Annotated in this window: 20 protein-coding genes; 18 read left to right on the forward strand and 2 right to left on the reverse strand. The window is 42.8% G+C overall.

The genetic code is table 11. The annotated features are described in order from the left end of the window. The first annotated feature begins 31 nt into the window (after positions 1-31). On the forward strand, positions 32-298 hold the full coding sequence (gene rpsO, locus LR957_RS00070; RefSeq protein ID WP_129632131.1) for a 30S ribosomal protein S15: 267 nt from the start codon (positions 32-34) through the stop codon (positions 296-298). A gap of 58 nt (positions 299-356) precedes the next feature. Here rpsO and LR957_RS00075 read toward each other — a convergent pair whose 3' ends face one another. Beyond that, positions 357-965, reverse strand: coding sequence for a sortase (locus LR957_RS00075; protein ID WP_232272980.1), 609 nt, complete (start codon positions 963-965; stop codon positions 357-359). A gap of 181 nt (positions 966-1,146) precedes the next feature. Between LR957_RS00075 and pnp the strand changes: the two genes are divergently transcribed. The 12 genes from pnp (at position 1,147) to LR957_RS00135 (ending at position 15,058) form a co-directional block, all read left to right on the forward strand. Continuing rightward, the gene (gene pnp, locus LR957_RS00080) at positions 1,147-3,264 is read left to right on the forward strand and encodes a polyribonucleotide nucleotidyltransferase (RefSeq protein WP_232272981.1); all 2,118 of its coding nucleotides are present in this window, start codon (positions 1,147-1,149) and stop codon (positions 3,262-3,264) included. Positions 3,265-3,783: 519 nt separating this feature from the next. Beyond that, a complete protein-coding gene (locus tag LR957_RS00085; protein ID WP_232272982.1) occupies positions 3,784-4,674 on the forward strand; it encodes a hypothetical protein in 891 nt (296 codons plus the stop codon). A gap of 61 nt (positions 4,675-4,735) precedes the next feature. Further along, positions 4,736-5,317 carry a uracil-DNA glycosylase gene (locus LR957_RS00090; protein ID WP_232272983.1) on the forward strand — a complete coding sequence of 194 codons (582 nt, stop codon included), beginning with the start codon at positions 4,736-4,738 and terminating at the stop codon, positions 5,315-5,317. An 85-nt stretch (positions 5,318-5,402) separates the two neighbouring features. Continuing rightward, positions 5,403-5,837, forward strand: coding sequence for an RrF2 family transcriptional regulator (locus tag LR957_RS00095; RefSeq protein ID WP_232272984.1), 435 nt, complete (start codon positions 5,403-5,405; stop codon positions 5,835-5,837). Then, a complete protein-coding gene (locus tag LR957_RS00100) occupies positions 5,830-7,917 on the forward strand; it encodes a YhgE/Pip domain-containing protein (protein WP_232272985.1) in 2,088 nt (695 codons plus the stop codon). Before LR957_RS00095 ends, LR957_RS00100 begins: the two co-directional genes overlap by 8 nt. Positions 7,918-8,059: 142 nt before the next feature. Then, positions 8,060-10,219, forward strand: coding sequence for a ribonuclease J (locus tag LR957_RS00105; protein ID WP_232272986.1), 2,160 nt, complete (start codon positions 8,060-8,062; stop codon positions 10,217-10,219). A gap of 106 nt (positions 10,220-10,325) precedes the next feature. Then, a complete protein-coding gene (locus LR957_RS00110; protein WP_232272987.1) occupies positions 10,326-12,539 on the forward strand; it encodes an FtsK/SpoIIIE family DNA translocase in 2,214 nt (737 codons plus the stop codon). A gap of 130 nt (positions 12,540-12,669) precedes the next feature. Then, on the forward strand, positions 12,670-13,023 hold the full coding sequence (gene rpsF / locus LR957_RS00115; RefSeq protein WP_164999838.1) for a 30S ribosomal protein S6: 354 nt from the start codon (positions 12,670-12,672) through the stop codon (positions 13,021-13,023). Between the two features lie 35 nt (positions 13,024-13,058). Further along, positions 13,059-13,481 carry a single-stranded DNA-binding protein gene (locus tag LR957_RS00120; protein WP_129634765.1) on the forward strand — a complete coding sequence of 141 codons (423 nt, stop codon included), beginning with the start codon at positions 13,059-13,061 and terminating at the stop codon, positions 13,479-13,481. A 13-nt stretch (positions 13,482-13,494) separates the two neighbouring features. Then, entirely contained in the window at positions 13,495-13,692 is a 198-nt protein-coding gene (rpsR, locus tag LR957_RS00125) for a 30S ribosomal protein S18 (RefSeq protein ID WP_129632167.1), read from the forward strand. A 73-nt stretch (positions 13,693-13,765) separates the two neighbouring features. Continuing rightward, complete coding sequence (gene efp, locus LR957_RS00130; RefSeq protein ID WP_129632170.1) at positions 13,766-14,326, forward strand: elongation factor P; 561 nt, start codon at positions 13,766-13,768, stop codon at positions 14,324-14,326. Positions 14,327-14,335: 9 nt separating this feature from the next. Then, entirely contained in the window at positions 14,336-15,058 is a 723-nt protein-coding gene (locus LR957_RS00135) for a TlyA family RNA methyltransferase (protein ID WP_232272988.1), read from the forward strand. Here the strand turns inward: LR957_RS00135 and ychF are convergent. Next, the gene (ychF, locus tag LR957_RS00140) at positions 15,048-16,127 is read right to left on the reverse strand and encodes a redox-regulated ATPase YchF (RefSeq protein ID WP_232272989.1); all 1,080 of its coding nucleotides are present in this window, start codon (positions 16,125-16,127) and stop codon (positions 15,048-15,050) included. The two genes, LR957_RS00135 and ychF, sit on opposite strands and share 11 nt — an antisense overlap. Positions 16,128-16,171: 44 nt before the next feature. Between ychF and LR957_RS00145 the strand changes: the two genes are divergently transcribed. From LR957_RS00145 to LR957_RS00165, 5 genes are read left to right on the forward strand one after another with little or no spacing between them, the layout of a single operon-like run. Then, positions 16,172-19,147 (forward strand): hypothetical protein, encoded by a 2,976-nt coding sequence (locus tag LR957_RS00145; protein WP_232272990.1) that lies wholly within the window; start codon positions 16,172-16,174, stop codon positions 19,145-19,147. Between the two features lie 44 nt (positions 19,148-19,191). Next, positions 19,192-20,238 carry a type IV pilus assembly protein PilM gene (pilM, locus tag LR957_RS00150; protein WP_232272991.1) on the forward strand — a complete coding sequence of 349 codons (1,047 nt, stop codon included), beginning with the start codon at positions 19,192-19,194 and terminating at the stop codon, positions 20,236-20,238. Continuing rightward, positions 20,235-20,960, forward strand: a complete 726-nt coding sequence (locus tag LR957_RS00155) for a PilN domain-containing protein (protein WP_232272992.1) — start codon at positions 20,235-20,237, stop codon at positions 20,958-20,960. The genes pilM and LR957_RS00155 overlap by 4 nt, the downstream gene beginning before the upstream one ends. Next, positions 20,960-21,628 (forward strand): hypothetical protein, encoded by a 669-nt coding sequence (locus LR957_RS00160; RefSeq protein WP_232272993.1) that lies wholly within the window; start codon positions 20,960-20,962, stop codon positions 21,626-21,628. Before LR957_RS00155 ends, LR957_RS00160 begins: the two co-directional genes overlap by 1 nt. After that, the gene (locus tag LR957_RS00165; RefSeq protein WP_129637149.1) at positions 21,625-21,855 is read left to right on the forward strand and encodes a hypothetical protein; all 231 of its coding nucleotides are present in this window, start codon (positions 21,625-21,627) and stop codon (positions 21,853-21,855) included. Before LR957_RS00160 ends, LR957_RS00165 begins: the two co-directional genes overlap by 4 nt.

A 21,855-nucleotide genomic window follows, 5' to 3' on the forward strand; every position in this document is an offset into this window, starting at 1 on the left:
AAACAGAGAAGCTTGGTATAATTACAAAGCTATGATTAGCAAAGAAAATAAAGCGAAAGCAATTGCTTTGACTCAGGTCAATAAAAACGATGTCGGTAGCCCACAAGCTCAGGTGTCAGTTTTGACGGCTCGTATCAAAGAAGTCACGGAGCATTTGAAGGCGAATAAGCACGACTTCATGGCTCGTCGCGGCTTGATCCAAATGGTTGGTAAGCGCAAGCGTTTGCTGAAATATTTGGAGCGAACTGATTTTGAGAGTTACAAAGCAGTTGTTGCCAAGTTAGGTTTGCGTAAATAATTTACGCTAAAAACTGCTTAAATCCCCTTTGACGAAAAGGGGATTTTTGTTGTTCTGGCTATTTTTTCAATTTGGCGATAATCACATCTCGTCCGTCGTTTGCGCCGCCCAAAGTACAGGAATAAAGAGTTAATTGCGGCTGATCTGTACGTTGTTCGATCTCTATGGCATCTGGTTTAACGCTTTGTTTTTCGCTGATGACGTAATTGTAACGCACGCCGTTATAGTCAATGATAATTTCATCGCCGACAGTTAATTTGTCGATATTATAAAAAGGTGATTTTCTGAGCGTCTGCTGAGGAGTTAATCCCATAATAAAACGGTGCGCAGATAAGACAAAATTGCCACCATCCTTTGGACTGCCATTTTCTGGTTTACGCCACCATGCGCCACGTTCCATTGTTTCGGCGCCACCAGTACTATAAGGCAAATTTATGTCGATTTTCGGTATATAAAGTCGATTTTCGGTAATTTTATTCTCAGTTTTAGTGATGAGCTGAGTGGTGTGGTTGTCTTTTGGGTTAATGTTTTGCGACAAAATAAGGGGCGTGCTGATGAGAGCAAGCAAATAAACTCCGCCAAGAATCATTAAGATTGCGATTATAGTTAAGATATAGCTTTTCCAGCTTTTCTGGCGATTTTTTACTGAATCTAGCTGAAGTGACATGAATAAATTATAGCACACTCATCTGTTAATAGGGTTATGTTAAGTGCGCTCGTGGCTGGCGTTTGGGTTGAGGTTTTAGTATAATATAAGGAGCAATTTGTAACGCGGAAGTGATAGAGATGAGACGACTAAATTGCTAAGTAATTTCATCCCTGTTACTACCGCAAGAAAGGAGCTCTTTATGAGTATTATCAATCCAAGCGGCAAGGAGATTTTTAGTGTTACCACTGATTTTTGTGGTCGACCGCTGACTTTAGAAGTGAATCGCGTCGGTTTTAGGACGACTGGTAGCGTTTTGGTGCGCTATGGCGATACTGTAGTTTTGGGTAGCGCTCAAGTTAGCTCGCGTCCAGTGCAATTGGATTATTTTCCATTGTCGATTGATTACGAAGAAAAATTTTATGCAGCAGGTAAGATTTCTGGCAGCCGATTTATCAAGCGTGAAGGTCGCCCGAGTGATGAAGCTGTATTGATTGGTCGATTGATTGATCGTCCGATTCGTCCGCTTTTCCCGAAGGGTTATAGACAAGAAATCCAAGTCGTTGCAACTGTTTTGAGTATGGATCCGAGTTTCCGTCCAGATGTAATTGCGATGATCGCTGCGTCTAGTGCGTTAATGTTAACTGGCACGCCGTTTGACGGTCCAGTGGCTGGTTTGCGCGTGGGTCGAGTGAATGGCGAATTTAAGGCGTTCTTGACTCCGGAAGAGCGCGAAAAGTCAGATCTTGACTTGGTTGTGGCTGGTATTGAAAGCGGCATAACAATGGTAGAGGCTGGTGCTAAAGAAGTTTCAGAAGACGTTATCGTTGATGCGATGGCGTGGGCCCACCAGATGATGCAGCCAGCAATTGCCTTGCAGCGCGAATTGGCGGAAAAAGTTGCGCCAGCACAGCAGGAATATGATCTAATTTTGCCAGATGAATCAATTCAGCAAACGGTTGACGCGTGGGTTGATGGAAAATTTGGTGAGAAAATTCGTCGACCATATCCAGAGCGCAATGAAATGATAAGCGAAATTCGCGCCGAGTTCCATGAGGCGATGGTGGAAAAATTGGGACTGGACGAGGAAGAATATAGCGAAGTTCGTGGTGATTATGATGAAGCGTTTACTTTGGCTTTACATAAAGATGTTCGTCGAGGAATTGTCGCTGAGCGAGTTCGTCCTGACGGTCGACAATTGACCGAGATTCGTCCGCTTAGCTCAGAAGTTGGATTCTTGCCGCGCGCTCACGGTTCCAGCTTATTTACGCGTGGCGTAACTCAGGGAATGAATATTGTGACTTTGGCGCCACTGAGTTATTCGCAATTGATTGACACTATGGAAATTACCGACGGTGAGCGACGTTATATGCATCACTACAATGCGCCGGGCTATACAGTTGGTGAGGTTAAGCGAATGGGCAGTCCAGGTCGACGTGAAATTGGTCACGGATATTTGGCGGAACGTGCTTTGCTTCCAGTTTTGCCAACTGAAGAGGATTTTCCATACGCTATTCGCTCAGTTACTGAGATTATGAGTCAGAATGGCTCTACTTCGATGGCGGCGACCTGTTCTAGCTGCTTGGCGTTGATGGACGCTGGCGTGCCAATTTCGGCTCCAGTGAGTGGAATTGCGATGGGTCTAATGATGGACGGCGATACTCCGTATGTGTTGAGCGATATCGCTGATGCTGAGGACTTTGCTGGCGATATGGACTTTAAGGTAACCGGAACCTCAAAGGGTATTACGGCTCTTCAAATGGATATGAAGGTTCATGGCCTGCCAGTGGCGATATTGCGTCAGGCAATTGAGCAGAGTAAAGCGGGGCGTGCGCACATTTTGGAACATATGCTTAGCGTGCTTCCGGAGCCTCGTGAGTCGCTCAGTCCGTATGCGCCACGAATTGAGAAGATTAAGATTGACCCAGATAAGATTGGCGTGATTATTGGTAAGGGTGGCGAGACGATCAATAAGATCACTTCGGAAACTGGTGCTGAGATTGACATTAAGGAAGATGGTTTGATTACTGTGGCTAGCCCAGACGGCGCGTCGATTGAAAAGGCTATGAATTGGATTAAGGGTCTGGTTGAGGAGCCAGAAGTCGGCAAGATTTACGAAGGTAAAGTTGTTGGCATTAAAGATTTTGGTGCATTTGTGAATATACTTCCTGGTGTTGACGGAATGGTTCATATTTCAAAATTGGCAGAACGTCGAGTTGAAAAAGTGACTGATGTTGTGAAAGAAGGGCAAACTGTTCGCGTGAAAATTACTGGAATTGACGAGCGCGGTAAGATTAATTTGACGATGATTGGTTTGTAAATATATAACCGTAATTTTAGGAGGTAATCCTTTCAAAAGAAGGTGTCGATGATAAGTGTAACGATATCAACGTAAGAGAATACTTTGAAAAATCTAAAGATGAGGCAGAAAAACATTTTGACTCTGTAATGAAGAGTTGCGTGGATTCTTTGAATAGACTATCGAAGACTGATAGTGTCGGAGTCAAGAAATATAGCGAAGATCTAAAAAAGTACTATGAAAAGATGAGACGGTACTATGCGCAAGTAGGAACATTTAGACGAGATTATTTGCAAAAATATAGTCGTGAGCCTTCGTTGCCGTCTACGGTTTCACTTAGGCCACATTTTGGTGACTATGAAGTAGCCAGAAAACTAGAAGATAGTTTCAGCAATTTCAAAAGGATATTGGAAGAAAAAGCCAATAAATAGTCTGTAATTAAAAATAAAGCATCCTGAGGAATCGGGGTGTTTTATTTGACTATAACTAATCTATAGCGATATAATGTCAAAGAGTATAAAAGTCAGGAGAATATTATTTATGGATGATAGTAGCAACAGTAAGAATCGACAGCAAATACCACCGCAGCCGCAGCCGCAGTTTCAACAGTTTCCACAGTCGCAGCAGCCGCAATTCCAGCAGCCTCAACCGCAACAACAATTCCCGCAACAACCAGTCATGGGAACTCCATACCAAATGCCACCAAAAAAGAAAATGAGTAAAGGTGCTCTATGGGGAATCATTGGCGGAATAATTGGGTTAACTATAACCATAGTTGGTGTAGTGTTGGCTGTAATACTTTTGAGTGGTCCGAGTAAAGAGGATTATAAAGATCTACTTTCGCAATTTACAAGCATCGACTTAAAGAGCTCTTTCGTGTCTGACAACAGTAAAAAAAATATAAAAGCTGAAACAGATAAAATGGTTGGGAAGGTTGATGACCTCAATAAGAAGATGAGTTCTCATAGGGCGCTTAAAGATAAAGAGGTTAAAGAGGCTTACGATAAGTATATAGACAGCTGGAATAACGGGGCGAAAGAATATATTGAATTTGTTGGTGCATATACAGAATATAATTTTAGTAAGACATGCTCGTTACCTTCTGGACTTAGTGGATATATTAGGGAGGCTAAAGATGAGGTTGCCGAGTACTACGACTCTAAGATGAAGGATTGTATGGATTATCTGGACAAGATGTCAAAATCTGATAATAAAACAGTTTCCGAATATGGTAAAAATCTGAAAAAATATTACACAGAAATAAGACAGTATATCCTAGATGCCGTAAAGTATATTAAGAATAATCGAGAAGGTACACCTCCAAAAGCTCCAAAGCATCCACAAAAAATCACTAAAGAAGAGGTATTGAATAAGTGGAAAGAGAGTGGAGAAAAATTCAAGAAGACTTTAGAGGATAAGGTCAATAGTTAATATTCTCTATTAATCAGAAGCGCCTCGTTTCTTGCGGGGCGTTTTTTGATAGAATAAATATATGGACAAGCAGGTTAAATTGGACGCGTTGGCGGAAGAAATTGTAAAAGAGAAGGTTTGCTCGGATCTGGCGGATCAGGCGACGCAGCTTGTTATGGGCGATGGAAATCCTGATGCTGATATCGTTTTTATTGGCGAGGCGCCGGGGAAGAATGAAGATTTGCAGGGCAAGCCGTTCGTTGGCGCTGCGGGAAAATTCCTTGATGAAATGTTAAAGTCTGCTGATCTGCAACGTTCAGATGTGTATATTACTAATATTGTTAAATATCGACCGCCGAATAATCGTGACCCGTTACCAGAGGAAAAGCGCCAATTTTGGCCATATTTACTCAGGCAATTAGAAATCATCCAGCCAAAGGCTATTTTGACCTTAGGGCGGCACAGTGGCGGCGGATTTATTCCAGGATTGCAGATCAGTAAAGAACACGGTCGTCCACGTAAAGTGCGTCTGCATGAGCTTGAATTCGTAGTGATTCCGCTATATCATCCGGCGGCCGCGCTTTATAACGGCGGTATGCGCCAGACATTAATTGACGATTTTATTCAGGCTGTGGAATTTGTGAAGAATAATAGCGGCGCTTAATTAGACTATTTTCTTGCAAAAGTTTCCCAGGCGTAGTATAGTGGATAGTCGATATCTATTATATCTAAGTCAAGAAAGGATTTGTATGAGATTATCGGGAGCTGTTGAGCAAGCGTGCTGTATTATGGCGATTCTGGCGGATCCGAAAAGGACGACGCCGGTAACTAATGATGCGCTGGCGGAAAAGATGATGGTTTCGCCGACGTACTTGAAGAAAATTAGTCGGAAATTGGTAATAGCAAAGTTAATCACTTCAACGCAGGGAACTGGCGGTGGATTTATTTTAGCGAGAAAAATGAACGAAGTTACGTTGCATGATGTTGTCCTTGCAATTGAGGGGGAATCGCCATTTTTTCAACCCCAGGGAATTGTTGAGAGAGTTTTTCATTCGCGTCCTCGTCAGGTGGAAATTGGTATGAATATGATAGAAAAGGTTTTCTCTGAAGCGCAGGAAAAGTGGAGTGAATATTTGAAAACTGTGACGCTGGAAGATATCGCAGAGGAGGTTACACATGATTAAAAATAAGATGTTACGAGCCGAGTGGAAACATTTGTTTAGTAATAAAATATTGCTAATATCCATGGCTGTGATTTCGTTTATCCCGATTTTGTACAGTGGATTTTTCTTAGGTTCAATTTGGGATCCGTACGGACAAACAAAAAACTTGCCGGTGGCGTTTGTGAACGAAGATAAGGGCGCCAGCTTAAATGGCAAATCGCTGAATGTCGGCGAATCTGTCGAGAAAAAACTGAAAGATAATCACGATTTGGGCTGGGAGTTTGTCAGTAAGCAACAAGCAGACGAAGGCGTGAATAGCGGGCATTTTTATGCAGTGGTAACTATTCCGTCCGACTTTTCGCAGAAAGCGGCGTCAATTACCGAATCTGAACCTCAGCAAGCGGTTATTAATTTTACGACCACGCCAGCGAAAAACTATATCGGTTCGCTAGTCAGCAATCAAGCTGCCGCCAAGGTTAAATCTTCGGTGTCTGAACAAATCACTCAGGCGTACGCTAAGGGAATTTTGGAGAATTTGGACAAGCTTGGAATAGGGCTGGACACGGCAGCTAACGGCGCGTCAACTTTGCACGACGGATTAGGGCGATTGCAATCTGGCACACAAGCATACGTTGGCGGCGTTAAGCAATTAGCGGTAAATCAGCAATCCTTGACTGGCGGACTGGCACAACTTAGCGACGGTTCTCGTAAATTACAGGCGGGATTGGGGCAATTGTCGAACAATTTGCCGACCGAATCTCAATTGTCACAATTATCTGACGGCATGAAACAATTGCAATCGGGCATAAATCAGTTAAACGCCAGCGTGAGTAATCCATCGCCAGCGCTCGTGGCTCAGCAAAACAAGGTAGAAACGACCGCGCAAACTTTAAAGGAAACAATAGAAGATTCGAAATCCGACTTGTTGACGGCGGGCGGCACTTTGCGGACCTTGGGCGCGCAAGCAGCCGCTCCTGGTGGCAATTCTACGACGACGATAAGTTTGCCGCAAATTAGCAATATTTCTCGAGCATTCACGAAAACTCAGACGATTATCGCGCAGATGGGGACGCTACGTGACGATCTTCAAACGCTAACTCAACAATTATCAGCACAACAAACGCAGCTTCAGGCTGGAGTTTCTATATTGAATAACGGCGTCAATCAATTGACACCAAACGCAATCACCGCATTTAACGGCTATAACAGCGTGCGATTTGCGAATAATCAATTGTTGGCGGGCTCGGCAAGCTTAACAAACGGCTTAAGCGAAGCAAAATCGGGCAGTCAAAAATTGGCGAATGGCGCGAGTTTATTAGAAAGTCGCTCGGGCGCGTTAATTGATGGAACTTCGCAACTGGCAAGCGGCGCGGATACGCTGGCGAATAAATTGGCGGACGCTTCTAATCGCATAAAAATTCAACCAACTGGCGCTACGACTCAGCAGCAAATTGCGAATCCAGTGAAGTCGGAAATGACCGAAAAGGGCAATGTTCCGAACTATGGCTACGCTTTGTCGCCGTATGTTTTGTCGCTAAGTTTGTTCGTTGGGGCAATTGTCCTGAATGTTATTTATCCGATTCGCAAAACTTTTTCTGAACAGGAAAGTGCGATTCGTTGGTGGCTATCTAAAGCTTCAGTGGCTGGCGTGGCGGCCTTTATGCAAGCAACGATTTTGATGTTGGTGATGGTATTTTTCTTAGGACTAACTCCAGAGCATCCAGCGCATTTCATCGGGGCAGTTTATCTGACGTCGTTTGCGTATATGTCGATTGTGTCGCTTTTGGTGATTGTTTTGGACAATCCGGGGCGATTCCTAGCGATGGTTCTTTTGGTGCTTCAATTGGGCTCCAGCGAAGGAACATTCCCAATCCAAACTGCCAACGGATTCTTCCAAGCAATTAATCCGCTAGTGCCGATGACTTACTCGATTCGCGCATTGCGTCAGGCTATTTCGGGTGGGCTAGATAACGCATTTTACGGCGGCAGTATGTGGGTTTTGATTGGATTCTTGTTGGTGGCTAATTTATTGACAATCGGCTTCTTTGCTTATCGCGGCAAGCGTAAATTCGCACACACGTCGGTGGATGGCGATGATTAATTGACCTCTGTTATAAAACATTGTTCTTTGACAAAAAATGAGCGGTTTGCTAATATAAGAGTACTAACTAGAGGAATTTACATCAGTTTACCTCTATACCTGGTTTTTGAATTATATTGTAATAAAAAAGGAGTATAACAATATGGGTCAGCGGCGACTAGCAACACCGCAAAAAGACGACGCCAACAAGCGTCCACAGTCAAAGAAAAACAATAATGCAGTTTTGAATAGTACAACTACTCGTAAGGGTGAAGTTTTTCGAGCTCAGCGACGAACAAGCGAGAACGTTAATCTCAGGGCTTCACAGCACTTGATTGATATTCCTGTAAATAAGTCGGTTTACAACGGATATGGCGGTGAGCAATTTAGTGCCAAAATGCAACCAAAACCTGTTCGCGGCGGTCAGCCGAAACTTCGGATTATTCCGATTGGTGGCGTGGGCGAAATGGGAATTGGTAAGAATATGAACGCCATCGAATATGATGATGAGATTATCATCGTAGATATGGGATTTCTGTTCCCAGGCAGTGATTATCCAGGCATTAATTACATCACGCCAGATATCACTTGGCTGGAAGAGAATAAGCATAAAATTAAGGCACACGTATTTACGCACGGGCACCTTGATCACATTGGTTCGTTCCGTCACTTCATTCATCGTATTCCAGCGCCAGTTTATGGCTCTAAGTTTACGATTGGCATGCTTGATCGAACGATGGACGATTCAGAAGTGGATTTTAAGCCAGATTATCGAGTGATGGATCCGCTGAGTCACGAAATTGTTCAAGTTTCTAAGCATTTTTCAATCGAGTTGGTGCGAGTTAACCACTCAATTCCTGATTCTACGGCGGTTATTATTCGAACCCCAATGGGTGTGATTGTCGATTCTGGTGACTGGAGATTTGAGGAGAGTCCAGTTGACGGCCAGAAGTTTGACCTTGAGCGGCTGACTGAAGTGGCTTCAAAAGAAGGCATTTTAATGTTTATGAATGAATCGACTAACTGTGAGTCGGCCGGTACACATACGCATACGGAATTTGATATTCAGTATTCTATCGGTCAGGTGATGGACAAGTTTAGTAATAGTCGAGTTATTTTAAGCTGTTTCTCATCGCAGGTGCATCGCTTGCAATTAATTTTGGAAGAGGCGCATAAGCACGGACGCAAGGTGGCATTTGCTGGATTCTCGATGATTCAAAACCTAGAGGTGGCGCTGCGTTCGGGAACGATTAAGATTCCTAAAGACACCATCATGAAGATGGAAGATATTGTTAAATTGCCAGATAATCAAATTGCCGTAGTTTGTACTGGCTCGCAGGGTGAATTTAATGCTGTCTTAAATCGCATGGCGACGGGTGCTCATAAATATATGAAAATTAAGGGCTCGGACGTTGTGGTGTTTAGCTCAAATCCAATTCCTGGCAATGAAAAAAGCGTGGTGCGAACGGTTGACGGTCTGATGCGTGAGGGTTCTGATGTTATTCAAAACGGAAAGACTCACTTGACGGGTGTTGGTCCATTACACTTGTCGGGTCATGGATATTATGACGACCACGTTAAATTGATCAATGCACTTAACCCAACTTATTACATGCCAATTCACGGTGAATTCCACATGTTGGTGCATAATGCCAGGTTGGCGGAAAAGGAATGCGGAATTCCTCGTAAGAATATTTTTGTGTGTGATGCTGGAGATATTATTGAGATTGATATTGAAAGGCAAGCAAAGAAAGCTGGGCGAATTCATGTTGGTGGCGTTATGTATGATGATACTGGTGCGATTGTTTCTGAGGTTGTACTGAAAGATCGCATTCACATGTCGCAAGAGGGAATGTTTGTTGTGGTGTTGACCGTACAGCGTGGCACGGGACGATTATTGACTAGCCCAGACATTATTTCTCGCGGATTTATTTACTTGCGCGACTCTGAAGAATTGATGAATATGATTCGCCAGTACTTGAAGCAAAAAGCGGCACGTAGTTTTTCTGGTAAATATGATTTAGATGTGATCAAAAAAGAAATTAAAGATGAGATTACGCATATATTGTACGATCAGACTCGCCGAACACCGATTGTCATTCCGGTGATAAATGAGGTTGGTGGCTTGAAGTCTGTTAAGTCGGCAGCTACGCCAACGCATTCTGTCGTGAAATCGCCAGCGCGTGGTAAAAAGCCTGACTCAGACGAGCCAAAGATGACTTTTCCAACTGCTCCACGCCGCCGTTTCCCGCAGCGCCAAGTGCCGGATACTGAAGCAAATGACACAAAAGCCAGAGAGCGACAGAACGTACGCCCGTACTAGGGTTCTAGATTGATTTTACTAGTTAATTATGCTATAATACTAAGCACATTAAATTGATTTTTATATCTGTTAATAAGTATAAAATCAGTGTATAATAAAAATGATTATGGCAAAAAAACGAAAGAGCACGAAAAAATCTACACCAGCCAAGCCTCAACATAGTTTGCCGGCGGGTTTTTGGTCGCAAGTTGGCGCGGTGATGCTTATTCTTTTGTCGCTACTACTCGTCGTGTCGTGGTTTGGCGTCGGTGGTCCGGTTTTACAGTGGATTGATATGGCGACTGTAAAAACTATTGGCTATACCGCGTACGCCCTACCGATATTACTGATTTATTTAGCGGTTGAGACTTTCCGGGCGGAAGAGAATCAGTTGCCTGTAGTAGTGAAGTTTGCGGCAGTTTTGGAAATTGTGTGGTTTTCTGGATTGTTTGGGTTAATGAAGACGGCTTCGCATCCGAATTCTGGTGGATTTGTGGGCGATATATTGAATACGGCCACACTGAAAATGGTAGATTCGGCAATTGCTGTGATTATTTATCTAGTTTTGGCGTTTATAACAGTTCTATTTATTACTCAGACGTCGCCGTTTACAGTTTTCAGTAAACTTTGGGAGATGATTAAGAGCAATACTAAGGAAGACGATAATAATCGTTCTATTATGAAGAAGGCGTCAATTGCTCAGCCGGCAGAAGAAGAGAAAAAGACCGACTTGGGAGAAATTAAGCTAAACGCTGGTGTGCCAATAATTGATACAGCCAAAGAGAAAAAGAGCTTATTAAAGAAAGTAGAGAAGCCGGAAAAGGTCAATGAAGAGCAGGCTTTGGTGGCAACTCGTGATCCAAATTGGGAAGCGCCAAGTTTGGAATTATTAGAGAAGAATGAAAGTGGCGCTGACGCTGGAGATACGCGCCAGAACGCCCAAATAATTCATGATACACTGTCTGAATTTAATATTGAGGCAGCGATGGGTGATATTAATGTTGGCCCAAAAGTTACGCAATATACCCTAAGACCGCCAAGTGGAGTTAAATTGACGCGAATTACAGCGCTAGAAACTAATATCGCACTTAATTTGGCGGCACAGAGCTTAAGAATTGAGGCGCCAATTCCTGGTCAAAAGGCTGTTGGTATTGAAGTGCCTAACCGTAAGGCTGCTGAGGTACGGCTGCGAAGTACGCTGTCATCAAAGCAATGGGCTGCTGCTCGTGATCCTTTGAGTTTTGGAATTGGTAAAGATATATCCGGTCAAGTTGTTGTGGGTGAGCTGGGAAAGATGCCGCATTTGTTGATTGCTGGACAAACGGGTTCTGGTAAGTCTGTTATGATTAATACTTTGCTGTGTAGCTTGCTATATCGCAATAGTCCGAGTGATATGAAGTTGATTTTAGTTGACCCGAAGCAAGTCGAAATGGCGCCGTACGCTGATATTCCGCACCTTCTTACTCCGGTGATCAATGAACCAGAGAAGACTATCTCAGCCTTGAAGTGGGCGGTGAATGAGATGGAGCGACGCTACAAATTATTGGCGGGCGAGAAAATCCGTAACATTAAGGAATATAACAAGAGGCTGCAGTCGCGCGCTAAGAAGATTGCAATTGCTGATGAAAACGGCAACGTTCAGGAGCATGAAGATGGATCGATGCCGTATATCGTGATTGTGATAGACGAGATGTCCGATCTCATGATGATGGCTAAAAAGGATGTTGAGACGTTAATTGTTCGTTTGGCGCAGAAATCGCGAGCGGTTGGTATTCACTTGGTGTTGGCGACGCAGCGTCCTAGCGTAAACGTGATTACTGGTTTGATTAAGGCGAACGTTCCAGCGCGAATTGCCTTTACGGTGGCTAGCCAGGTCGACAGTATAACAATTCTAGACCAATCTGGTGCTGAAAAGCTATTAGGTCAGGGTGACATGCTATTTTACGTAACAAGTATGAGCAAGCCAAAACGTATTCAGGGCGCCTGGGTGACAGATGACGAGGTGAATAAAATTACTGATCATTTGCGTATGCAGATGGCTCCGCAGTACAACGACGAAGTGGTGGCTCAGCCAGTTCAATTGGATGGCAAGGGTGGCGTCGTGATGGACTTATCTGAAGGTGGTGACGATAAGTTTAAGGATGCGGTTCGTGTGGTGGTTGAGCGACGCAAGGCCTCAACAAGTATGCTGCAAACGCGTCTGGGAATTGGTTATCAGCGAGCAGCTCGAATCATCGAAGAGATGGAAGAGCGGGGAATCATTGGTCCGCAGAATGGTTCTAAGCCACGCGAAGTTTTGATTTCTAGTCCAGAAGAATTAGATGAATTGTTGGCGGAATAGTAATTGTTGCGACTTATCAGTAGTGAGATTGGCAATATTGGCTGTTTAGTGATATAATAACAATTGAATATTAACCTAAGCTTACGTGAGACAGCGTAAGCATCCGTAAATGGATTCCAGAGGAGGAAACATGAACGAATACGAACTAACTGTTCTTATTCACCCGGATTTAGAGGCTAATCTAGATTCAGCGTTGGATAAGGTGCGTGGTTTAATCACTACTAACGGTGGTGAAATTACCAAAGAAGAAAACTGGGGCAAGAAAAAATTGGCCTACACAATCAAGCGTGAAGACTTTGCAGTTTACGTTTGCTTTGAGGTTAAATTGCCAGCACCAGCTTTGTTGAAGATTTCAAATACGCTTAATATTACTGATGAAGTTTTGCGTTACCTATTGGTAAAAACTGATGAAAAAACTCGTCAAGCATTAAGCGAGCAAAAAGCACGCAACGAAGAATCTGATTCAAGCGAATCAAGTAAATAAGCCTAACTGCCGTAAGGTAAAAGAGGGGATAGAATATGGCACGAAGTATCAATCAAGTGATTTTGTTGGGTAGATTGACACGCGATCCAGAACAGCGAACAACCGCTTCTGGTAAGAACGTGGTTAGCTTCAGTATTGCTGTTGATCGACAATCTCAAGACGATCAGGCTGACTTTTTCAATATCACAGCCTGGGATAAACTTGGTGATTTGGTAATGCAATATCTAAGCAAAGGTCGTCGGGTTTTGATCCAAGGACGACTACGACAGGATAGCTGGGAAGATAAGGATACTGGTAAAAGACAGAGTCGAATTGAAGTTACTGCTTCAGATGTAACGTTCTTAGACGGTCCAAGCGGCGACAATTCAGGTTCTGCAGCACCAAAGACTACTAAAAAAGAGGAAGTCGTAACGGAAATTGACGATAAGCCAATTGACTTAAGCGAAATTCCATTCTAATAAGGAGATTAAAATGGCACAATTGAAGAAAAATCCACCGATTATTTTTGACTATAAAGATGTAAAAACTTTGCAACGTTACATCAATGTTTACGGTCAAATCGAGCCAATCAGCAAGACTGGTTTGAGTGAAAAGCAACAGCGAAGCTTGGCAGTAGCAATTAAGCGCGCTCGCCACTTGGCTTTGTTGCCATTTGTTACTAGCAACTAGGAACGTTTAATGCGCAATATCTCGTTGCTATTACATATTTGGCAGCGAGATATTTTATTGAAAAGGAGAAAATATGTATCAGCCAACTGATTTGAAAAAAGGCGTAGTTTGTCAAATTGACGGCAAGCCATATCGCGTCGTAGAGTACGGCCAAAAGGTTATGGGTCGTGGCGGTTCGATTGTTAACGTGAAATTGAAAAACCTAATTGACGGAAGTGTTATTCCAAAGACTTTCAAGGGTCAAGAGCGAATCGAAGCTGCGGAAGTAAATAATAAAACTGCGCAATATTTGTATAACGACGGCGATAAGTTCTATTTCATGGATCCGACTAGCTTTGAGCAATTTGAGCTGGCTGCGGAAATCGTGGATGATGCTAGTAAATACCTGAAAGAAGGTGATGAATTAAGCCTTCAATTTTTCGATGGTCGAGTGATCAACGTTGAACTACCAAAGAATAAATATTTGGAAGTTACCTATACGGAAGATGTGGTTAAGGGTGATACGACTTCATCTGTGCTAAAAGACGCTACTTTGGAGACAGGGCTAGTTGTCAAAGTTCCAGCATTTATCAAGCAGGGCGATATTATTAGCGTTGACACTTCAACTGGTGAATATCGCGAGCGAAAGAAATAGTCATATTTAATGAAACAGCGATTAGATAAAGCTCTAGTCGAGCGCGGTTTGGTGACAACAAGGTCTCAGGCGGATAATTTTATTCGCCTGGGCTATGTTTTTTTGAATAAGAAAATTGTCCAGAAATCAGGGACTATGGTATCTGATTCGGACGAAATAAAGCTCGAGAAGAAGGAAACTTACGTTTCGCGAGCCGGCTTAAAACTGGCAAGCGTAGCGGAGTATTTTCATCTTAATTTTCAGGATAAAATTGTTCTGGATATTGGTTCGAGTACGGGCGGATTTACCGACTATTCACTGCGTCACGGCGCCAAAAAGGTGTTTGCTGTTGATGTTGGAACGGATCAGCTCCATCCAAGTTTGAGGTCGAATCCAAAAATTGCTCTCTACGAAAAGACCGATATTCGTGATTTTTATGCCGATGAATCAATTGATATTATTGTGGGCGATGTGTCGTTTATATCTCTGAGAGAAATTTTGCCGCATGTAGCAGAAAATTTGATGAATACAAATACGGTGTTGATTGCTATGGTGAAACCTCAATTTGAAGCGGGGCGACATCAGGTTAATAAGGGCATTATTAAAAACGACAAAGTTCGTCGACAGATTTTATCCGATTTTGAAGATTGGGCGAAAAAGTATTTTATTATCTTAGATAAAAAAGATAGTGAAGTAGCTGGTAGTAAGGGTAATCTTGAGCGATTTTACAAATTGAAATTAACTAAACGTTAAACCGAAACTCAACGACGTCATTTGGCTGCATAACGTAAGTTTTTCCTTCGGTACGAATTTTACCGTTTTCGCGGGCCTTAACTTCGGATCCCGCGGTGACTAAATCGTCAAAATCAACAATCTGTGCGGCAATAAATCCGCGCTCAAAATCCGAGTGAATAACGCCCGCGGCTTGCGGTGCAGTCCAACCTTTGTGAATTGTCCAGGCACGAATTTCTTTTTCTCCAGCGGTCAGATAGCTTTGCAAACCTAACGTGTCATATGCTGCGTGAATAAGTTTGGCAAGCCCAGTCTCCTCGACACCGTAACTTTCTAATAGCTCTTTGGCGTCATTTTCAGATAATCCCTTCAATTCTTCTTCCAGTTTTGCACAGACAAAGACGGTTTTTGCGGGACTTACGAGTTCGGTCAATTGACCCTGTAGATCGGAATTGTTCAATCCTTCCTCGTCGACATTAAATGCGTAGATAACGGGTTTGGCGGTAAGAAGGTGCAGGTCGGAAATTGCCTCAAAATCCACATCTGTCATTGCGGAAATTGGTACGCCTTTTTGTAAATTGTCGATTAAAGACTGCAGATATTCAACTTTTTGGCGAGCTTTTGGGTTTGCTTTAGCTTCTTTTTGAAGCTGGGGCAGACGTTTTTCAAGAGTTTGTAGATCGGCCAGAATAAGCTCGGTATTTATAACCTCAATGTCTTTCTTAGGGTCAATCGGTGCTTCATCATGGCGCAGAATCTTTGAATTCTCAAATGCACGAACAACATGAATAATTGCGTCACACTCTCTGATGTTGTGAAGAAACTTATTGCCCAAACCTTCACCCTTAGACGCGCCAGCAACCAGCCCAGCGATATCGACGAAAGTAACGGTGGCTGGAATAATTTTTTGCGCATGATAAAGATCGGCTAAAATTTGCAGGCGATTATCTGGTACGGGAACAATTCCTGTGTTCGGCTCAATTGTCGCAAACGGATAATTAGCCGCCAAAATGTCGTTATTTGTTAAAGCGTTAAAAAGTGTCGATTTGCCGACATTTGGTAAACCAACGATTCCAATAGATAAACTCATATATTTATTATATCATCTGCGTAATCTTTGATATAATTATAAGCATGAGAAGAAAATACTCATTGCCTAAGGTGGGCATGTTGGCAATAGTAGTGGCTTTGGCTATTTCGGTAACGGCTTTTTTTATCTATACATACGCGGCGCCAAGCTCGCCAAATTGGACGATAACTGGTAAATCTTGGGTGACGAAGAAATTTAATTCGTCAGATACAAATAATTACGGCTCCGACTGGGTGGTAGCGCCTGGGCGACTTAAGGATGTGAAGCCCGGAGATACGGTTGATTGGTGGCATAGTCTTTTTGTTAGCGGTGGGCCTACTGATAATGTTATAACTGGCGTTCAGCAGGATGTATTTGATATTAGATCGAACCAGCCGATGGATAATGATGTCAGTCTGAACGACAGGGGGGCTTGGCATAATGAAAAATCCCGATGGTTTAACGTTATGACGAATTGGAAGGATTATGCTTGGAAACGAATGAACAATCCAAAGTGGGTGGATTATCACACTACCACTATGGAGGCATTGAACGGAAAATCTAGATTAGAGGATGTTCGTGGTCCGCTTGGAGAAAATAAATTTATGTTTACGCGAGTTATTCGAAAAGAAGACATGGGTAAGCGTATCTGTCAGCGAATCTACTGGGATAGGCGTAATTCTTTGGCGCCAACTGGCTGGGTGTATTCGTCATATGCCTGTGCTGAGGTTCCGTACGATTATGACGTAGAGCCTTCAGTTAGTGTTAATTCGGATTATATTGACGCAGAAAATGTCACGAAAATTGAGGGAATAAATGCTGGGTTGAATAACAAGGGGACTTTAAAGACTCAAAATTCTTCGTATGCACTTGCGCGATTTGTTGTCAGAGGGGCTGAAGTATCGGAGCTTACAGGAAAGAGTAATGAAGTTTCACTTCCTGGAGGTACTGCTGATGGCGACTGGCCGTGCGCCGTTGTGCGACTGATTAAAGGACAATATAGAGATAGCTTAAACATTGATAGTGGCGCGTGTGGAAAAATTGTTCAAAACACCGGCAGTCAATTAAACACCGGTCAGACTCCAGTGGCTACAAATAAGATAGATGATCTGGACAGGGTTAAGCTAAGTGCTAACGACAGTCTATGTTACGTGGTTATGGTTAGCGATTATAATGGTTCGGCTCCTTCTACGGATTTTAGGTACGCAGTTAAGTGTATCAGGTCGTCAAAAAGACCAAAGGTTCAGGTTTGGGGCGGTGATATTAAGACTGACAAAGAAGTTATTACTAGCAAGACATCAAACAATGTGAATGTTCCTGATGAGAATCTTAGCCGTATTGAGCTAGATAAGACTTCTATACGAGCAAAGGGCCTGTGGGGTACAGGGTTAGACAAAGATGGTAATAAAATTGGAGACGATGTTCACTTTAGCCCTGGCGAATACGGCTTTAAGGGGGGCAACGACGCTGATCTGCACTGGTCTATAGTTTGTGCTGAGGATCAGTATGGCGGTAATGGAAACCAGAGGGCGTATAAGAAGTCTACTAAAAAACCAGACTATCTTCCGAGTTGTCATGGTGATGCGACTAACTTAAAAGACGATTACCAAGCCAGAACGGTAGTAACGACACAGTGGCGCAATCCTAGTGGTGGCGATGTATTGCAGGACGGTTATATTACATGTACACCCGATTCTATGTATCACGGTATAGTCGGTGACGCATCGCTCGTCAATAATCCTGATTATTGCAAGAGGGGTGTTTGGAGGATATCTGACTCTGCAAAGTGGATTAGTATAAATAGTTTTGGTCGGCATACGCATTCTAATAGTAAACCAGATCCAGCGAATCTAAATTGTTATAATAATACTCGTCCTGTATTAGAAATTATTTCGTGTTCAAATACGTACGTCTTTAGATTGAAAGGCATCAACTTGGGAGAGCTAAAAGACGCTAAGAAGCTGGAAATTGGTTTTAATGGATCTGTGGATAACTTTGTTAGAGTGAAGATTAATGGTCATGAAATGAGGGTATTGGGTAATGAAAACGGCGCAAGACCTGAGGGGACTCAGTACTCTGGTTGGGGTCTTCCGGGCTATGCTGTAAATTCTCGATTTACTGCCGAGACACAGCCAGGTACTGTTTTATATGAGAATAATAATTTCATCGATATTTACATAAAATCTAATCCGTCACACATGGGGCTACTGATCGAGGATATATCATTGGCCTATAAGATGGCTTATACAAATCAGAATGTGTACGGCTCTTGGGGTGAATATGGAATTATTGCTAACGGCAAGGCGGATTCGGCTTCGGGTGCTGGATTGTCATCGTCGTTTAATGGTCGTTCGGGAGTAACTCCACGTGACTATAATAAGCTAACTTTTGCTAATATTCCAAAGTTTGGTAATTTCAGTAGTACCAGTTCAGTTCCAGATAACTTTACTTTACCGTCGGTTGGTGGCGTCAAGGGCAATGTCTCCGGTAGCGTGGATGTCAACAGCTTGGCTTCGGGTGAATATAACGCTGGAAACGTAACCTTAACAGGGTCAAAATTAAGCGTAGGCAAGAGTATAGTCATAAAGTCCTCGGGTGTAGTTAGGATTTCGGGCGATTTGCTATACACAGATACGAATGATGTGCACCAATTGCCACAACTAATTATCTACGCGAAGAATATTATTATAGAGCCTTCGGTTGGGGAAGTGAATGCTTGGTTGATTACTCAGAAAGACGGATATGTTAGTACTTGTGGCGTAGTGATTAATACCGGAAGTTGGCTGAGTAGTGTTTCTGATGCTTCTTGTGGCAAGCAATTGAAAATCAACGGACCAATTAAAACTGGACACTTGTTCTTGCGGCGAACATACGGTGGAAAGCATGCTTCGTCTGCAAAGAATGATCCGAATATGCACCCTGGAACTCCAGCAGAAATCATCAATTTGAGGGCTGACACTTATATTTGGGCTTACAATAATTATCGAAACACTGGCGCGATTAGCACGATGAATGTTCGCGAATTGCCGCCAAGATATTAAAAGTTTGCAAATTAAAACGCTAATGTATATAATTACTATTAGTTATGAAATTAGCAAAAGGGTTGGGCGAATTCTTCGGACTGGACATCGATACGAATGCGGTGCGGGTGGTTCAATTGTCTCGTACTGGCACGGGATGGAGTTTGTCGCATTACGGTTATACGCCAGTTGATTCTAAGATAGCAGGAGGTGATTCTCCAGAGGCTAAGCGACGCTTGGGTGAGGCTATTATGACTGCTGTTGGTCAAGCTGGAATTAAAACCTCTAATGTAGCTGTTGGTTTGCCGTCAAATAAGACATTTTCGACTATTATTGATGTGCCAAAGGTTTCTGAGCAGGAATTGAAGGCAATGATGAAATATCAAATTGACCAATATATTCCAATGTCTTTGGATGAGGCAGAAGTTGACTGGGCTTTATTGGGTGATAGTTTGCATGCTCAGAATCAGTATGAGATTCTGCTGACAAGTACAGCAAAGTCTTATGCGGAAGAGCGTCTGGAATTAGTTGAAAATCTCGGCTTTAATGTGATTGCTGAAGAGCCGAACGCTATTGCTATGGTTCGCTCTTTATCAGCTACCGATTCTCAGGATGCGCGTTTGATTATCAATATGGGCGAAAATTCAACGGATTTGGCGGTTGTCTATAATGGGGCGCCGCGACTTATTCGTATGATTCCAACTGGGCTTTCGTCTTTGGTTCGATCGGCGGTTCAGAATCTTAGCGTCCAGGAAGATCAAGCTCGTCAATTTATTTTGAAATTTGGTTTGTCACCGGATAAACTAGATGGTCAAGTGTTAAGGGCTATTGATTCAACTCTCGACAATTTTTCTTCAGAGCTAGTAAAATCTATAAAGTTTTTCCAAACTCGATATCCAAGCGTAGCGGTTTCTGGAATTTTGTTATCGGGGTTTGGTTCAGCTATTCCGCAACTTGATGGATATGTAATGAATAAAACTGGAGTCCAGTCAATTACCGCAGATCCGTGGCAGCGCGTTCAAGTTTCTCAGTCAGATCAACAGCAATTGGCGCCGATTGCTTCAGAATTTGCTATTGCCGTAGGTCTGGCACAAAGGAGTAATATATCATGATTGAGATAAATCTTCTCCCAAACGTTAAGCGCGAGCTATTGAAGACTCGGGCTATGCGCAATCGGGTTATTTCGATATCGTTCTTGGTGGGCGGTGCTTCGATTGCGGCAGTAGTTGTTTTGGCGTTGATTTTGGGTAGCCAAATTGCAGCCGAGGCGGTCCAGAACGGAGTTATTAAAGATAGGAACGATAAATTGATGGCGGTCGAAGATCTCAATAAGGTTGTAACGATTCAGAATCAATTGACAAAGATCAATGAGCAACATTCTGGAAAGAAGATTAATTCAAGGATCTTTGATGTTGTAACGGCAGTTAATCCTGTTGCACCAAATAATGTTAGTTTTTCGGATATAAAAGTCAATCCTGAGTCAAAAACTATTACTCTGGAGGGCAGTGCGGTTAATGGCTATAGTGCATTAGAGACCTTAAAGAAAACCATCTTGAATACGAAGGTCCAGACTACTGACGGCGATAAAAGTTCCGAAGTTAGTCTGACTAAGGAGATAAAAGATGGCGATACTAGTTTTGGAGAGAACTCAGAAGGTAAAAAAGTGTTGCAATTCTCGTTCTCGTTTGAATACGCAGAAGAATTACTAGCGCCTGCAAATAATGGTACAGTTTCCGTATTGACGCCGACTGGTAAGGTTGATGTGACAGATTCTCGCCGGGGTATTCCAGACAGCTTGTTTAAGAGTAACTCGAAAAAACAGGAGAAGAAATAATGGCGACCGATAATAAAGAAGTTGCAATACGTAAGCGGCAACAGATTGACTCATCAAAAAAGACTATGTTTATTTTTGTAGCTTCTGCGGCATTTTTGGCGGGAATTGCGCTTGTTGTGAGCATATTTTTGGTACAACAAATTGTATTTCATTCGAAGATTCTTCTGGAGAAGCAAAATACTATTTCTCGTCTAGATAAAAACTTGTCATCAGTTGATGAATTAAAGAAGAATATCCGAGTTTTAGACACGAACAATGCTCTTAACTCTATAAAATCAAGCAGCGAAAGTAATGCTCTTCAGACGATACTGGATGCATTGCCGGATAATGCGAATGCCGACGCTCTTGGTGCTTCATTGAAGAATAAATTCATTGACACGACCACCGGTGTGACTATTCAAAACCTGACCGTTGCTCAATCTGGATCTGATAGCGAAAGCTCTGGGTCAACATCTGAAAACGCCATATCATTTACTATGGAAGTGAGCGGTCCGGCTGAAAAATTGAAAGAATTGCTAACTAAGTTAGAGGCGTCTATTCGAGTCATTGACCTAAAGACCGTGGAAATCCAGCGAAATGAAGATAGATTGAGCTTGGTGGTTCGAGGTGTCGCTTATTACGAGCCAGCACAAACAATACAACTAGAGAATAAGGTGGTTAAGCCATGAAGAAAACAGATATAGCAATGGTAGTATTGATCGCAGGTGTGGGTGTAGCAATCGGCTATATTGTCGCCTCTAACATCTCGTTCTTAAAAGTTCCAGAATCTGGCACAAAAGTACAGACTATTCGAGAAATATCACCTGACGTCGAAAAACCAAACCCAGCGATTTTTAATAATAATGCGATAAATCCAACTGTTGAAATATTCGTAGGTCAAGATGCAGCCAAATAG

This window comes from Candidatus Nanosynbacter sp. HMT-352 (assembly GCF_021222645.1).
Lineage (GTDB): Bacteria > Patescibacteriota > Saccharimonadia > Saccharimonadales > Saccharimonadaceae > Nanosynbacter.

Coding starts and splice junctions, on each gene's coding strand:
- LR957_RS00105 (WP_232272986.1), top strand. CDS start 8,060: ATGGGTCAGCGGCGACTAGCAACACCGCAAAAAGACGACGCCAACAAG.
- LR957_RS00100 (WP_232272985.1), top strand. CDS start 5,830: ATGATTAAAAATAAGATGTTACGAGCCGAGTGGAAACATTTGTTTAGT.
- LR957_RS00155 (WP_232272992.1), top strand. CDS start 20,235: ATGATTGAGATAAATCTTCTCCCAAACGTTAAGCGCGAGCTATTGAAG.
- pilM (WP_232272991.1), top strand. CDS start 19,192: ATGAAATTAGCAAAAGGGTTGGGCGAATTCTTCGGACTGGACATCGAT.
- LR957_RS00110 (WP_232272987.1), top strand. CDS start 10,326: ATGGCAAAAAAACGAAAGAGCACGAAAAAATCTACACCAGCCAAGCCT.
- LR957_RS00135 (WP_232272988.1), top strand. CDS start 14,336: ATGAAACAGCGATTAGATAAAGCTCTAGTCGAGCGCGGTTTGGTGACA.
- LR957_RS00095 (WP_232272984.1), top strand. CDS start 5,403: ATGAGATTATCGGGAGCTGTTGAGCAAGCGTGCTGTATTATGGCGATT.
- rpsF (WP_164999838.1), top strand. CDS start 12,670: ATGAACGAATACGAACTAACTGTTCTTATTCACCCGGATTTAGAGGCT.
- LR957_RS00165 (WP_129637149.1), top strand. CDS start 21,625: ATGAAGAAAACAGATATAGCAATGGTAGTATTGATCGCAGGTGTGGGT.
- LR957_RS00075 (WP_232272980.1), bottom strand. CDS start 965: ATGTCACTTCAGCTAGATTCAGTAAAAAATCGCCAGAAAAGCTGGAAA.
- LR957_RS00160 (WP_232272993.1), top strand. CDS start 20,960: ATGGCGACCGATAATAAAGAAGTTGCAATACGTAAGCGGCAACAGATT.
- pnp (WP_232272981.1), top strand. CDS start 1,147: ATGAGTATTATCAATCCAAGCGGCAAGGAGATTTTTAGTGTTACCACT.
- LR957_RS00120 (WP_129634765.1), top strand. CDS start 13,059: ATGGCACGAAGTATCAATCAAGTGATTTTGTTGGGTAGATTGACACGC.
- LR957_RS00145 (WP_232272990.1), top strand. CDS start 16,172: ATGAGAAGAAAATACTCATTGCCTAAGGTGGGCATGTTGGCAATAGTA.
- ychF (WP_232272989.1), bottom strand. CDS start 16,127: ATGAGTTTATCTATTGGAATCGTTGGTTTACCAAATGTCGGCAAATCG.
- rpsO (WP_129632131.1), top strand. CDS start 32: ATGATTAGCAAAGAAAATAAAGCGAAAGCAATTGCTTTGACTCAGGTC.
- LR957_RS00090 (WP_232272983.1), top strand. CDS start 4,736: ATGGACAAGCAGGTTAAATTGGACGCGTTGGCGGAAGAAATTGTAAAA.
- LR957_RS00085 (WP_232272982.1), top strand. CDS start 3,784: ATGGATGATAGTAGCAACAGTAAGAATCGACAGCAAATACCACCGCAG.
- rpsR (WP_129632167.1), top strand. CDS start 13,495: ATGGCACAATTGAAGAAAAATCCACCGATTATTTTTGACTATAAAGAT.
- efp (WP_129632170.1), top strand. CDS start 13,766: ATGTATCAGCCAACTGATTTGAAAAAAGGCGTAGTTTGTCAAATTGAC.